This window comes from Vibrio mediterranei, from assembly GCF_013364395.1.
Taxonomy (GTDB): Bacteria; Pseudomonadota; Gammaproteobacteria; order Enterobacterales; family Vibrionaceae; genus Vibrio; species Vibrio mediterranei.
The window spans coordinates 1,241,591-1,255,756 of record NZ_JABXGK010000001.1 but is presented as its reverse complement, the minus strand read 5'-3'; the positions used below and the strand labels follow the sequence as shown (position 1 = coordinate 1,255,756).

At 44.9% G+C, this 14,166-nt stretch carries 15 protein-coding genes and 1 other annotated feature; of the genes, 12 read left to right on the top strand and 3 right to left on the bottom strand.

Going from position 1 to position 14,166, the window contains the following annotated elements; translation table 11 throughout:
- Positions 1 to 36: 36 nt before the first annotated feature.
- The 3 genes from rluB to rnm form a co-directional block, all read right to left on the bottom strand.
- Positions 37 to 969 (bottom strand): 23S rRNA pseudouridine(2605) synthase RluB, encoded by a 933-nt coding sequence (gene rluB / locus HOP38_RS05940; protein ID WP_006073868.1) that lies wholly within the window; start codon positions 967 to 969, stop codon positions 37 to 39.
- Positions 970 to 1,108: 139 nt separating this feature from the next.
- The gene (locus HOP38_RS05935; RefSeq protein WP_062460921.1) at positions 1,109 to 1,729 is read right to left on the bottom strand and encodes an L-threonylcarbamoyladenylate synthase; all 621 of its coding nucleotides are present in this window, start codon (positions 1,727 to 1,729) and stop codon (positions 1,109 to 1,111) included.
- A 71-nt stretch (positions 1,730 to 1,800) separates the two neighbouring features.
- Positions 1,801 to 2,694: an RNase RNM gene (rnm, locus tag HOP38_RS05930; RefSeq protein WP_198557655.1), complete on the bottom strand. Its 894-nt coding sequence runs from the start codon at positions 2,692 to 2,694 to the stop codon at positions 1,801 to 1,803.
- Between the two features lie 135 nt (positions 2,695 to 2,829).
- Positions 2,830 to 2,932, top strand: a sequence feature (Trp leader region).
- Between the two features lie 126 nt (positions 2,933 to 3,058).
- Here rnm and HOP38_RS05925 point away from each other — a divergent pair.
- From HOP38_RS05925 to HOP38_RS05870, 12 genes are all read left to right on the top strand, one after another.
- Positions 3,059 to 4,624: an anthranilate synthase component 1 gene (locus HOP38_RS05925; RefSeq protein ID WP_107306758.1), complete on the top strand. Its 1,566-nt coding sequence runs from the start codon at positions 3,059 to 3,061 to the stop codon at positions 4,622 to 4,624.
- 5 nt (positions 4,625 to 4,629) lie between these two features.
- On the top strand, positions 4,630 to 5,235 hold the full coding sequence (locus HOP38_RS05920; protein WP_006073861.1) for an aminodeoxychorismate/anthranilate synthase component II: 606 nt from the start codon (positions 4,630 to 4,632) through the stop codon (positions 5,233 to 5,235).
- 39 nt (positions 5,236 to 5,274) lie between these two features.
- Positions 5,275 to 6,273, top strand: a complete 999-nt coding sequence (gene trpD, locus HOP38_RS05915) for an anthranilate phosphoribosyltransferase (protein ID WP_006073858.1) — start codon at positions 5,275 to 5,277, stop codon at positions 6,271 to 6,273.
- Positions 6,274 to 6,301: 28 nt separating this feature from the next.
- Positions 6,302 to 7,666: a bifunctional indole-3-glycerol-phosphate synthase TrpC/phosphoribosylanthranilate isomerase TrpF gene (trpCF, locus tag HOP38_RS05910; RefSeq protein WP_006073855.1), complete on the top strand. Its 1,365-nt coding sequence runs from the start codon at positions 6,302 to 6,304 to the stop codon at positions 7,664 to 7,666.
- A 46-nt stretch (positions 7,667 to 7,712) separates the two neighbouring features.
- The gene (trpB, locus tag HOP38_RS05905; RefSeq protein WP_006073854.1) at positions 7,713 to 8,903 is read left to right on the top strand and encodes a tryptophan synthase subunit beta; all 1,191 of its coding nucleotides are present in this window, start codon (positions 7,713 to 7,715) and stop codon (positions 8,901 to 8,903) included.
- Positions 8,903 to 9,721, top strand: coding sequence for a tryptophan synthase subunit alpha (gene trpA, locus HOP38_RS05900; protein WP_006073853.1), 819 nt, complete (start codon positions 8,903 to 8,905; stop codon positions 9,719 to 9,721). The genes trpB and trpA overlap by 1 nt, the downstream gene beginning before the upstream one ends.
- A gap of 351 nt (positions 9,722 to 10,072) precedes the next feature.
- Positions 10,073 to 11,308, top strand: coding sequence for a dicarboxylate/amino acid:cation symporter (locus HOP38_RS05895; protein ID WP_124941237.1), 1,236 nt, complete (start codon positions 10,073 to 10,075; stop codon positions 11,306 to 11,308).
- 130 nt (positions 11,309 to 11,438) lie between these two features.
- A complete protein-coding gene (locus tag HOP38_RS05890; protein WP_051647683.1) occupies positions 11,439 to 12,104 on the top strand; it encodes a hypothetical protein in 666 nt (221 codons plus the stop codon).
- Positions 12,105 to 12,283: 179 nt separating this feature from the next.
- On the top strand, positions 12,284 to 12,856 hold the full coding sequence (locus tag HOP38_RS05885) for a septation protein A (RefSeq protein ID WP_038222399.1): 573 nt from the start codon (positions 12,284 to 12,286) through the stop codon (positions 12,854 to 12,856).
- Positions 12,857 to 12,941: 85 nt separating this feature from the next.
- Positions 12,942 to 13,343 (top strand): acyl-CoA thioester hydrolase YciA, encoded by a 402-nt coding sequence (gene yciA / locus HOP38_RS05880; protein WP_006071599.1) that lies wholly within the window; start codon positions 12,942 to 12,944, stop codon positions 13,341 to 13,343.
- 73 nt (positions 13,344 to 13,416) lie between these two features.
- Positions 13,417 to 13,713 carry a YciI family protein gene (locus HOP38_RS05875; RefSeq protein ID WP_006071598.1) on the top strand — a complete coding sequence of 99 codons (297 nt, stop codon included), beginning with the start codon at positions 13,417 to 13,419 and terminating at the stop codon, positions 13,711 to 13,713.
- A 9-nt stretch (positions 13,714 to 13,722) separates the two neighbouring features.
- Complete coding sequence (locus HOP38_RS05870; protein ID WP_124940956.1) at positions 13,723 to 14,127, top strand: GspS/AspS pilotin family protein; 405 nt, start codon at positions 13,723 to 13,725, stop codon at positions 14,125 to 14,127.
- The last annotated feature ends 39 nt before the right edge of the window (positions 14,128 to 14,166 follow it).

Here is a 14,166-nt window from a genome sequence, read left to right as displayed (position 1 = left end):
CAGCTGTTTGAGCTGGCTTTTTGCTAACTGGAACGCTTAGCGTCGAGTCTTAGAACGAGCGCTTTGCTCGCCAGCAGACTTTTTGTTACGACGCTGCTGGTTGCTGCGACCTTTAGGTGCATTAGCACGTTCTTCATGACGACGTACCGCACGACGAATTTTCTGGCTACGAGAACGTTCACGTTGACGTGACGTGTTCTGGCTAAGGTCTAGCATGGTTTCTTTTTCAGGACGTAATTCAACGAGCTCACGAAGATAGTTCACCTCTTTCAGTGTCAGCTCCATCCATCCGCCACGTGGCAGTTTCTTATCAAGATAGATGTCACCATAGCGAACACGTTTCAAGCGGCTAACTGTCGTTTCTTGTGATTCCCAAAGGCGACGAACTTCACGGTTACGACCTTCGTTGATAACTACGTAGAAAGTATGGTTCATACCTTCACCACCAGCATAAACTACATCTTCGAAACGAGCCATACCGTCTTCAAGTTCTACGCCGTTTACCACATTGCGAACTTTCTTCTCGTTAATTTCACCAAATACACGTACCAAGTACTCACGTTCAACTTGACGGCTTGGGTGCATTAGACGGTTTGCTAGCTCACCATCAGTAGTGAAAAGAAGTAGACCTGATGTGTTGGCATCAAGACGACCAACAGAAATCCAGCGCGATCCGCGGATCTTAGGTAGGCGATCAAATACTGTGCGACGACCTTCAGGATCGTGACGAGTACACAACTCACCTTCCGGCTTATAATAGGCCAGCACTCGACAAACCACTTCTTCTTGTGCTTTGGCGGAAACAGTATGACCATCAATACGGATAACCGCATTTTCGTCTTCTAGACGTTCACCCAGTCTTGCTACCTGACCATTAACACTCACGCGCCCAGATTTAATTAGGGCTTCAAGTTCACGACGTGAACCATGGCCTGCGCGAGCAAGCACCTTTTGTAATTTTTCGCTCATTTACCTACCTATAATGTCGTCTTCACAGACGTCGAAACCAGATAATGCGACCTTAAAAATCGCGGTCGCACATTATCGCAAAGAATTCTGTTAGACGCACCAAGTTTCTTACCTTTATTAGTAAGAAAACATTGACCTATTATTGGAATGGCGTTGGGTCACCAGCCCCGGTTCTTAGGACCTTCGCGTCATCATCGCTGAAGTCGATAACTGTGGTTGGTTGCTCACCCAAATAACCACCATTCAATATACAGTCAACAGCATGTTCCAGTTGGTCACGAATCTCTTCTGGATCCGATTCTGTCACTTCGTTGCCTGGTAAAATCAATGACGTTGACATTAAAGGCTCGCCTAAAGCTTCTAACAGATCCAAAGCGATTTGGTTGTCAGGAACACGAATACCTATTGTCTTACGTTTAGGATTCATCAAACGACGAGGAACTTCTTTAGTCCCTTTAAAAATAAAAGTATAAGGGCCAGGAGTATTGTTCTTCAACAAACGGAAAGCTGTGTTGTCTACTCGAGCATAGAGAGATAGCTCGGACAAATCTCGACATAGTAAAGTGAAGTTGTGTTTGTCATCCAAACGACGAATTTGACAGATACGCTCTAGCGCCTGTTTGTTCTCAAGCTGACACCCCAATGCATAACCAGAATCGGTTGGATAAATAATCACACCACCATTTCGAACAATGGCAACAGCCTGATTGATCAAGCGTGCTTGTGGGTTTTCTGGGTGTACGTAAAAAAATTGACTCATTGTTATTCCTTCAAGCTTTTAGGATGCTCTCGGTACAACCTTCCATGTTGTTCGACTTCAAGAGCGATCTCTTAACTACTGCGTGCAGCATCCCCACTATCTAGTGTAGCGTTGTCCAGAGAGGTTGCTGTCTTTAATGATAATTGGTCCCATACTGGTTCTACTCCAGATGGAAGCCATAAATTCCTGCCTAACTCCATCCAGGGTGACGGGTAATGGAAATCCGACCCTTGTGAAGCTAATAGATTGTATTGTATCGCATAATCGGCAAGGTTGCGTCTTTCTTGAAGACTTTGTTGTGGCTGTGCTACTTCCATTGCATCACCGTTGGCCTCACAAAATGCAGCGAGCAGTCGCTTGAGCCACTTTGCGGTTAATTGGTAGCGCCCTGGATGAGCGAGAACTGCCATTCCTCCCGCACTATGGATCGCCGCAACAGCTTCTTGCATTGAACACCAGTTGGGCGGCACATAACCGGTATTATTGCGCGTCATATATTTCTTAAACACTTGTTGCATGGTTTTAGCATAGCCATTATCCACCAACCACTTTGCAAAGTGTGCTCGAGTGATTGGGGCATCTCCCGCGATAAGCTTTACTTCTTCGAGAACACCTTCACGAGTAGCCTTTTCTAACCTATGTGCAATGAGTTCGGAGCGCTCAACACGTCTTGCTTGCTGAGCTTCAATAAGCGCTAACAGTTCAGGAGAATCAAGTGACACACCCAGCCCCACAATATGAATGTCTTTGTTCTGCCAGACGGTCGAGATTTCAATGCCATTAACCAACTCAATCGGCAGTGACTGTTGCTCAATAAGTTCAAGCGCTTCGGGAATCGCATCCAAAGTATCATGGTCAGTAATAGCAAGAACCTTGACATCAAAACCAATAGCTCTGTCTAAAAGTTCGGCAACCGATAGTCGGCCATCTGAGGCTGTGGTATGGCTATGTAAATCTATCTTCATTTTTTCACAATTTCGGTTGACTTTCGCACCACGAACTAGTTAACTAGTACGCAGATACATTATTTGAGTTAAGCACGTATGTTACTAGATATTCATACAATCAAAAAACCTTTAAACCGTATGGTTAATTCTCTACAAGGTTGGTGGCGCACTTGGACACAATCCGAGTGGGCTTTTTTGCGTGCATAATCAAAACCTAATTTGATTAAAGCCCACTCAAACGAGTGGGCTTTTTTGTTTTTCGATTTAACTGATTAATTAAGCAACAAATTGAACCTATTCAACGTTGGGCAAACGTTTTAATTATGCGAGTATGTATCAAGATTGTTGCAAAAGCAGATTCAAAGAATTTAGAGGAGGTTTTGTGAACAAAGCCATTACCATCAAAAAGCAAGGTCGTTTGGAAGTACTGTCATTGCAAGTACCTTATACCCAAGATCCGACTCGACTGTTTCATACGCTATGTGAAAACAAAACAGACAGTCTGTTGCTTGAGTCTGCTGAGATTGACTCTAAACAAGATCTCCAAAGTCTGCTTATCGTTGATTCAGCGGTAAGAATTGTTTGTGAGGGTCACAAAGTTCGCTACGAAGCCCTAACCACAAACGGCGTTAACTTGCTCAATATCATTGCTCAGAATCTTGCTGAAGGCATTGAATTTACCCTACAAGAACGTGAGTTGGTCGTTCAGTTTGAGATGCCTGATGATACGCTTGACGAAGATTCTAGACTTCGTGAAGCCTCTTCTTTTGATGCACTTCGTCTTGTACAACACAGTTTCGACCTGACAGGCCAAGATAAAAATGCATTATTTATGGGTGGGCTTTTCGCTTATGACATCGTTGCCAACTTCGAACCACTAGGTGATGCTAAACAATCAAACCAATGTCCAGACTTCGTATTTTACGTTGCAGAGAGCCTACTTGTTGTTGACCACCAAAAAGAATCCTGCGACTTGCATACAACGTTGTTCAATCATGATGAAGATGAATTAGCTCGTATCCGAGGAAGGATTCTACAAATCAGTCAGCAATGCGATGACCTAAAACTTGTTCCAGAGGCGAAGAAAGTTGAAGGTATCGAAGAGAGCGTTAGTATCTCTGATGAAGATTTCTGCCAGATAGTAAGAGATTTAAAAGAGTACGTCGTTCGTGGCGACATTTTCCAAGTCGTTCCATCACGCCGTTTCACTCTGCCATGCCCTTCTCCGCTTGCAGCATACAAAGAGCTGAAGCAAAGCAACCCAAGTCCATACATGTTCTATATGCAGGACGAGTTGTTCACCCTCTTTGGTGCATCACCAGAAAGTGCACTCAAATACGGTTCTGACTCCAATCAAATTGAAATCTACCCTATTGCCGGCACACGACGTCGCGGTAAAAACGCCGATGGCTCCATCAACAAAGATCTCGACAGCCGCATTGAACTGGAACTGCGTAGCGACATGAAAGAGAACGCTGAGCACATGATGCTGGTCGACTTAGCTCGTAACGATGTTGCGCGTATCGCAGAACCCGGCACTAGGCATGTCGCCGATCTGCTTCAAACCGACCGTTATAGCCACGTCATGCATTTAGTGTCCCGTGTTGTTGGTCAGCTCCGTGGTGATCTTGATGCCCTTCATGGCTATCAAGCATGTATGAACATGGGAACACTTACAGGCGCACCAAAGATTCGTGCGATGCAGCTCATTCGTCAATTTGAAGGACAAACACGTGGTAGCTATGGTGGAGCAGTTGGTTACATGAATGGTGCTGGTGATCTTGATACGTGTATCGTAATCCGCTCCGCCTATGTGGAGGATGGTATTGCTCAGGTTCAAGCCGGCGCAGGTGTTGTATTTGATTCCGACCCGCAGTCTGAGGCAGACGAAACACGAGGCAAAGCACAAGCTGTTATTTCTGCAATCAAAACGGCGCACAAGGGGTAATCACGATGTCTACTACTATTTCCAGCAAAGCCAACATTGTGTTTGTCGACAACTTCGATTCATTTACCTACAACCTTGTCGACCAATTCCGTAGTTTAGGCCACAACGTAAAAATCTATCGTAATCATATTGCCGCAGACGTCATAGCTAACGCGGTGCTTGAATTGGACAATCCGGTGGTTGTACTTTCTCCTGGCCCAGGCGCGCCAGCAGATGCCGGGTGCATGCCAGAACTCATCAAAACACTGCGTGGCAAAGTCCCCATGATCGGTATTTGTCTAGGTCACCAAGCGATTGTAGAAGCTTACGGTGGTGTGGTAGCTGGTGCTGGAGAAATCATTCACGGCAAAGTCTCGATGATGGCTCACGATAACCACAGCATTTATCAAGGACTGCCGTCACCAATGGCCATCGCACGTTATCACTCCTTGGTCGCAACAACAGTGCCTGACAGCTTAAATATCACGGCAGAGGTCGATGGTTTGGTTATGTCTGTAGCGCATGAACAAGACCGCGTCTGCGGTTTTCAGTATCACCCAGAGTCGATCATGACGACGTATGGTGCAACGCTGTTAAGTAACGCTATTGCGTGGGCAACGAAACAGCTTTAATCATTCAAACAACTGAAACAAATTCAAGGAATCGTAATCATGGAAACTATTATTAATAAACTTTACGACCAACAAGACCTGTCTCAACAAGAGAGCCAGCAGTTGTTTGACACTATCATTAAAGGGGAACTTGACCCTATTTTGATGTCTGCCGCGTTAACCGCTCTGAAAATCAAAGGGGAAACCCCAGAGGAGATCGCAGGTGCAGCCAAAGCGCTATTAGCCAATGCTAATCCCTTCCCCCGTCCTGACTATGACTTCGCAGATATCGTGGGTACTGGCGGCGATGGAGCCAACACTATCAACATTTCCACAACCGCGGCATTTGTTGCCGCAGCTTGTGGTCTAAAAGTAGCGAAGCATGGTAACCGCGGTGTGTCGAGCAAATCTGGTTCTTCTGACCTGCTCGACTCTTTTGGTATCAACCTAGCGATGTCTGCCGAGGACACACGCAAAGCCGTTGATGATATTGGTGTTGCGTTCCTATTTGCACCGCAATATCACGGTGGTGTTCGTCATGCAATGCCGGTTCGCCAAACCATGAAAACTCGTACTATCTTCAATATTTTGGGTCCACTGATTAACCCAGCAAGACCAAACATCGAATTGATGGGCGTTTATGACGCGAAACTGGTTCGTCCTATCGCAGAAACCATGCTACAAATGGGGATGAAACGTGCAGCTGTAGTACACGGTAGCGGTCTAGACGAAGTAGCAATTCATGGCGAAACGCTAGTAGCAGAAATCAAAGACGGGAAAATTACCGAGTACACGTTAACACCAGAAGATTTTGGCTTAGATGCTCATCCACTTGAGGCTATCAAAGGTGGTGAGCCAGAAGAAAACCGCGCAATCATCACCAATATGCTGACCGGAAAAGGGACTGACGCTCAACTTGGCGCTGTTGCTGTCAACGTTGCATTATTGATGAAACTGTTTGGGCATGACGACCTTAAGTCCAATGCTCAACAAGCGATAGACGCAATGAATTCAGGTAAAGCGTATCAACTCGTCCAGCAACTCGCTGAGCGCGGATAAACCATCGACGACAACATAGGAAAAGAAAATGGAAACGGTATTAGCAAAAATCGTCGAAGACAAAAAAATCTGGGTTGCGGCTCGTAAAGAGTCTCAACCGCTAGAAAGCTTTAAGGCCGATCTAGTGCCATCAGATCGCAGCTTTTATGGAGCGCTGTCTACAGGAAAAGCTGCCTTCATTCTTGAGTGCAAAAAAGCGTCCCCATCTAAAGGGTTAATCCGCGACGATTTCGACTTGGACTACATAGCCTCGGTATACAACAACCACGCAAGCGCGATCTCTGTTTTGACCGATGAGAAGTATTTCCAAGGTAACTTTGACTTCCTACCCCAAGTTCGTCGTCAGGTTAAACAGCCAGTGCTGTGTAAAGACTTTATGATTGACACTTATCAGGTCTATCTTGCTCGCCACTACAATGCTGACGCTATTCTTTTGATGCTTTCAGTACTTAATGATGACGAATATCGTGAGCTTGCAGCCGTTGCAGAGTCTCTCGACCTTGGTATTCTCACCGAAGTAAGTAACGAAGAAGAACTAGAGCGAGCTATTGCGCTTAAGGCGAAAGTTGTCGGTATCAACAACCGCAACCTTCGTGACCTGTCGGTGAATCTTGAACGCACTAAGGAGCTTGCTCCAAAACTTCCTGAAGGAACCATCATCATTTCTGAATCTGGTATTTATAACCACCAGCAAGTTCGAGATCTTTGTCCGTTTGCTAATGGCTTCCTAATCGGTAGTTCGCTCATGGCAGAAGACAACTTAGAACTTGCCGTTCGTAAAGTGCTGTTCGGAGAAAACAAAGTGTGTGGCCTAACCCAAGCGGACGATGCGGCAAAAGCTTATCAAGCTGGCGCAGTAAAAGGTGGTTTGATTTTCGTTGAAAAGTCTCCGCGTTACGTCGATTTAGAATCAGCTCGCATGGTCATGAGTGGCGCTCCACTTGAGTTTGTTGGCGTATTCCAAAACCATAACCCTGAGTTTGTCGCAAATACAGCAAATCAACTGAAACTGTCTGCGGTACAGCTGCACGGTAACGAAGACCAAGCTTACGTAGATACACTCAAACCTCTTCTTAATGATGATATCAAAGTGTGGAAAGCACACGGTGTCACCGATGAACTGCCAGACCTAAACAGCATCAATGTCGACCGCCACTTATTGGATGCCAAGGTGGGTGAACAATCAGGCGGTACCGGAAAGAGCTTTGACTGGCAATTATTAAATAACACCACTGACATTATGCTAGCTGGAGGACTGTCTCCTGAGAATGTTAAGCAAGCTAGTGAGCTTGGGTGCATCGGCTTAGATCTCAATTCGGGCGTTGAGTCCGCACCGGGTAAGAAAGATGCCGAAAAACTCAACCAAGCCTTCGCATTAATTCGAGATTACTAAAACTTGCTCTAGTACGAGTAACAAGTTTCAACTTAAGGAATTTACCATGTCTAAATTAGATGCCTATTTTGGCGAATACGGTGGACAATTTGTTCCACAGATCCTTGTCCCAGCACTGGATCAATTAGAGCAAGCCTTTATCGACGCTCAGGACGACCCTGAATTTCGTTCAGAGTTTATGTCCCTACTGCAAGAATACGCAGGGCGTCCAACGGCGCTAACACTAACTCGCAACCTCACCAAAGGCACCAAAACGAAGCTTTACCTTAAACGTGAAGATTTACTTCACGGTGGTGCTCACAAAACCAACCAAGTACTTGGCCAAGCTTTGCTTGCCAAACGTATGGGTAAAAACGAAATTATTGCCGAAACAGGCGCTGGTCAGCATGGGGTTGCAACAGCACTTGCTTGTGCGTTGCTTGGACTAAAATGTCGAGTATATATGGGTGCAAAAGACGTAGAACGTCAAAGCCCTAACGTTTTCCGCATGCGTCTGATGGGTGCTGAGGTAATTCCTGTTCATTCTGGTTCAGCAACACTAAAAGATGCCTGTAATGAAGCTCTACGTGACTGGTCAGCCAGCTACGAAGATGCGCACTACTTACTAGGTACAGCGGCAGGCCCTCACCCGTTCCCAACAATTGTACGTGAATTCCAACGTATGATTGGTGAAGAAACCAAAAATCAAATCCTAGCACGTGAAGGGGTTCTTCCTGACGCTGTTATTGCGTGTGTCGGCGGTGGCTCAAATGCCATTGGCATGTTTGCAGACTTTATTGAAGAAGAGAGCGTTCGCCTAATCGGTGTAGAGCCAGCTGGACTAGGGATTGATACAGACCAACACGGCGCGCCATTAAAGCATGGTACTACTGGTATCTTCTTCGGCATGAAAGCACCACTTATGCAAGATCCACATGGCCAAATAGAAGAGTCTTATTCCGTATCTGCAGGTCTCGATTTCCCATCCGTTGGACCACAGCACGCTTATCTAAATAGTATTGGTCGAGCAGAATACGAGTCTATTTCTGACGACGAAGCGCTCGAATCATTCCAAGAGCTAGCGCGCGGAGAAGGTATTATCCCAGCTCTTGAGTCTTCACACGCACTGGCTTACGCGTTAAAGATGGCACGCGAAAACCCAGAGAAGGAACAACTTCTCGTTGTTAACCTATCAGGGCGCGGAGACAAAGATATATTCACCGTTCACGATATCTTAAAAGAAAAAGGAGTTATGTAATGAGCCTGAATCAAGATCGCTACAAAGAAATGTTTCAACGCCTAGGCGAGAAGAATCAAGGCGCTTTCGTTCCTTTCGTGACAATGGGAGATCCGAATCCAGAGCTGTCTCTGAAAATCATCGAAACCTTAGTTGAGTCTGGCGCTGATGCGCTAGAACTTGGCATGCCGTTTTCAGACCCTCAAGCTGACGGTCCTACTATTCAAGGCGCAAACATTCGTGCCTTGGACTCAAAAACCACACCGACTATATGTTTTGAGCTACTGGCAAAAATACGCTCAAAATACCCAGAGCTTCCAATTGGATTGCTCATGTACGCAAACCTCGTCTATTCAGGTGGCGTTGACACTTTCTATAAGAAATGCGCGGAAGTGGGCGTCGACTCAGTACTAATCGCTGACGTTCCAACTAACGAAAGCAAAGAGTTTGTTGAAGCGGCTCATAAGCACGGTATTCATCCTATCTTTATTGCGCCACCAACAGCGAGTGAAGAAACCATTCAGCAAGTGGCAAAACTAGGCGGCGGCTATACCTACCTGCTTTCGAGAGCTGGGGTAACTGGTACTGAAACTAAAGCTAATATGCCTATGAATACACAGCTAGATAAACTCACTAAACATGATGCTCCGCCATCATTACTTGGTTTTGGTATTTCTGAGCCGAAGCAAGTCTCTGAAGCATTGGCTGCTGGTGCTGCAGGAGCTATTTCTGGCTCTGCGGTCGTTAAAATCATCGAAAACAACTTGGCAGAGCCAGAAAAAATGCTAAACAAACTTGCTGAATTTGTTAAAGCGATGAAAGCAGCGACACAAAAATAGGCGTTTTTTTAGACAGTTTATTTTGCCCTTTCATAACAAAAAAGTTGCGCCAATTGCGCAACTTTTTTGTTACATCTCAACCTTCACAACTATTATCAATATCTTTCAATCCGTAAGTAATTATTAACCAAATTCAAAGCAAACGTTTGCTATCGGTCAATAGAACAGCATTCCTTCTAATATTCTTATCTAAATCACCTCTAATTGATTTCTATCTATTGCTAACAGTGCTAATAAAGTGTAAAAACTCCAACGAACATTAGTCTAACATTTGCCGTTCATCTGGAAGACTATGCTAGGATTTTATAATTTATTAGCACAGGAGTTAAGGAAGTGTTAAAAGAAAAGTTGATGCTAAACAATATTGGCGTCCAAGTCGTGATTGCAATGATCCTAGGTACCCTAATCGGGGCCGTAATGGGTGAATCTGCGTCTATGTTTGCCCCATTGGGTACTATCTTTATTAATTTAATTAAGATGTTAGTCATTCCTTTGGTTGCTGTAGCTCTGATTTCAGGTGCTGCAGGTCTTGGCAACAGTAGTAACGCAGGTAAAGTTGGTGTCACCACACTAGCTTATTTTGGACTAACTTCAGCTCTTGCAGTGGCGTTAGCGCTTGTTATGGGTGAAGTGTTCCAACCAGGTATTAATATCGATACAGCAGGCATCGAGGGCATGTTCTCTGCTGAATACGCTTCTAAGGGCGACCTACCTTCTTTCTGGGCAACCATTACAGGTATGATCCCGACCAACGTTTTTCAGTCCTTAAATGAAGCAAACATCCTACAGATCTTGGTGTTCTGCCTATTCTTTGGTATCGGCCTTTCTAAACTAGAAGAAACCCGTCGCAACCCTCTTCTTAATGGCGTGAACGCAATTGTTGATGTTATGGTGTGGATGATCAACAAAGTGATGATTATCGCTCCTATCGGCGTATTCGGCCTAATGGCAGAAGCCGTTGGCACCTTTGGTTTTGGTGCGCTAATGGTTGTGTTCAAGCTGTTCGTCGTCTACATCGCAGCCATTCTTATCTTCGGCTTTGTTGTATACCCTCTAATGATTCAAGTGTTTACAAAGACCTCAGCGAAGAAGTTCATTAGTGCCATGAAAAAGCCTCAAGCAGTTGCGCTTTCGACGGCTTCTTCAATGGCGACACTGCCTGTGACTATGGACACAGTAGAAAAAGAGTTAGGTGTTAAGAACTCGACAGCATCGTTCGTACTGCCACTTGGTGCGACCATCAATATGTCTGGTAACGCAATTTACTATGGTTTGGTAGCTATCTTCTTTGCACAGTTATTCAATATCGATCTTTCAATGGGCGCATACATTGCTATCATCGTGACATCGACATTGGGTGCGGTTGGTCAAGCCGGTGTTCCTGGTCCGTCATTCCTTGTCGTAGCGGTACTACTGGCGGCAGGCATTCCTATTGAAGGCCTACCTCTGTTATTCGCTCTAGACCGTATCTTCGACATGATTCGTACTGCTCTAAACATCACTGGTGATGCAGCTTGTGCGGTCATCGTTGATGCTCTGGTTGAAGAAGAAACACAAGAGGCTGAGTTACAAAAACAACAAGCGTAACTTTAGTCATTAAACAGATTTCAAGGGTTGTCACTTTATAGTGACAACCCTTTTTTATATAAAACTGTTTTAATATGTGTTTTTCTACTAGGTTATTTATGGTTACAAACAAAAGGAGTTTGACGTACCCATGGGAAAGATAATCTTTTATATGCCGACACCAACCTCTGACGCTCGAGCTTGGATGGAGTATGGTGAAATGACCGACGAGGATGGCAATTTCTCTGACAACATAATGCATCGCAAAAACCATCGCTGGATACAACATCTTGCTACGACCAAAGATAAAGAAGCCATTCAGATCTGGTATCAAAAAGGCGTTACCATTAATGAGCTAGTCAATATTTCTAATGATGATCAAATATATATCCGTGGACATGGATTCCCGGGGAAAGAACATATCACCATGGCTAAATGCTGGGGCACTGTCGTAGGCCACAGGTTTGTCGTCGACCGACTAAAAGAAAATGGCCTTCCAAAGACTTTTACAGGCAAAATCAAATGCTATAACTGTAACAGTGCCTCCTGGGTAAATGGTCAGCGAAGCTTCGCTCAAGCTCTTGCTGATTATATGTATGGCTGGGGCTACGATAAATGTACTTACTACGGTTACAGAGGAAAGCTCGACTCCTACTATAAAAACGGATTTGATGGCATACACAAGTACATCCGTGGCGGCAATTTCACCGATGGTGTGTGCCGAGCCAGTGATGCCAGGGTGCAAATAAAACCGCAGGATCTTAATCCCCCTCAGTACGCATCGATCTCTGGTTTAAAAAAACCTATCACCGAATAGTGTATTAGGAATAGAAGATTAACAAAGGCCCGACTTTTCGGGTCTTTCTAACTCGTCTCGTCACTGGCACACCTCCCTTGGTCCCGAGCATCTTCATCACCAATTTGTTCAAATTGTTTTGTATTGGCAAAGTTTTGGTTACACTGTCGTGAATCATCACTGAAAGGTTTGCGATAAACATGAAGCAACTACTTGATTTTATTCCACTGATTATCTTTTTCGCTCTATATAAAATGCAAGATATCTACGTGGCAACGGGCGCATTAATCGTCGCAACCGCAGTTCAAATCGTCATCACCTATTTCCTATATAAGAAAGTCGAAAAAATGCAGGTCATTACATTCTTAATGGTCGCTGTGTTTGGTGGCATGACGATATTCTTGCACGATGACAACTTCATAAAATGGAAAGTAACTATTGTTTACGTGATATTTGCGATAGGTCTAGCGGTTAGTCATGCGATGGGGCGAAGCGCTATTAAAGGTATGCTGGGTAAAGAAATCACCTTACCTGACGCGGTTTGGACCAAAGTAAACTATGCGTGGGTCGGCTTCTTTTCTTTCTGCGCGGGTTTGAACATTTACGTCGCTTACTCCCTTCCACTCGACGTTTGGGTCAACTTTAAAGTCTTCGGCCTATTGGCAGCTACCCTGCTCTTCACCATTCTCACTGGCGTGTATATCTACAAACACATTCCGAAAGATGAAGAAGGCAAACCTGCCAAAAATGAGAACCAAGATCATACATCTTGATTCAAGGCGGAAGTTTTGTATACTCCGCAGATAATTGAAAACAGCGACCTACGGGTCGCTGTCTTGTTTCAGGAAGACTATAACCATGACCAATACAACATCAAACACACCTAAAGGCCAACCTATAATTCGCACTCTAGCTATGCCTGAGAATACCAACGCGAATGGCGATATATTTGGTGGTTGGATTATGTCTCAATTGGACTTAGCCGGCGGTATCCTGGCGAAAGAGATCTCTCATGGCCGTATCGTGACGGTTTCAGTTTCAGGAATCACGTTCAAACACCCTGTAAAAGTTGGTGATGTAGTTTGCTGCTACGGTGAATGCACCAAAATTGGTAACACCTCAATGACTATCAATCTAGAAGTATGGGTTAAACCAGTAAGTCTAGAGGGTGTCGGTGACCGTTACCAAGTATGTGAAGCTACCTTCCATTACGTTGCCATTGATGCAAATGGACGCCCTCGTCCAATTAATCCAAATTAAAGCGGTTCTAGCGATGACTTTTCCGTGAAAAAATGACATCTTAAGAGGACATGACTATTTGAAGGAAACAAATATGTGGTACGTTATTTTTTCACAAGACGTTGAGAACTCGCTAGAAAAACGTCTCAGCGTTCGCCCACAACATCTGGAAAGACTTCAAACACTCCAAGATGAAGGTCGATTGCTCACCGCAGGCCCAATGCCAGCCATTGACAGTGATAATCCGGGAGATGCTGGGTTTACAGGCTCAACCGTTATTGCTGAGTTCGAGTCGTTAGCGGCAGCGCAACAATGGGCAGATGCCGACCCGTACATTGAAGCTGGTGTTTATGCTAACGTTATCGTTAAACCATTTAAGAAAGTATTCTAAAGGCGAACGATGAAAAAATCTCTTTGGATGGCTCTCACGGCAGTGACCGTGTTAGCGGGCTGTTCTAGCGCCAATGATGACCAACAGCGTCAGATAGAAATGCTAGCTCAAAGCCGCGCTAGCGTGTTGTCTTCTGGTTTGCCTATTGAACAAGGCCCGTTGTCCATCATGAAGGCCTCAGCCAACAAAGGCACGGTTGAAATTATGATGATCTACAATACCGATGCCAAAGGCGCTAAACCGCTTGATACGGTATTGCGTAACAGCATGAACTATTACTGTACCGATCGTGAAGTGAAATCAAATCTGGATATGGGTTTGGCCTACCGGATCAAAATTCGCAACTCGCGCGGTCAACTTATGGTAGACCAGCTTGTCACCAAAGACTATTGCGACAAGCCGCCTGCCAACTAACTCGAATCATCGAAAAAAGGCTTGCATCTGCAAGCCTTT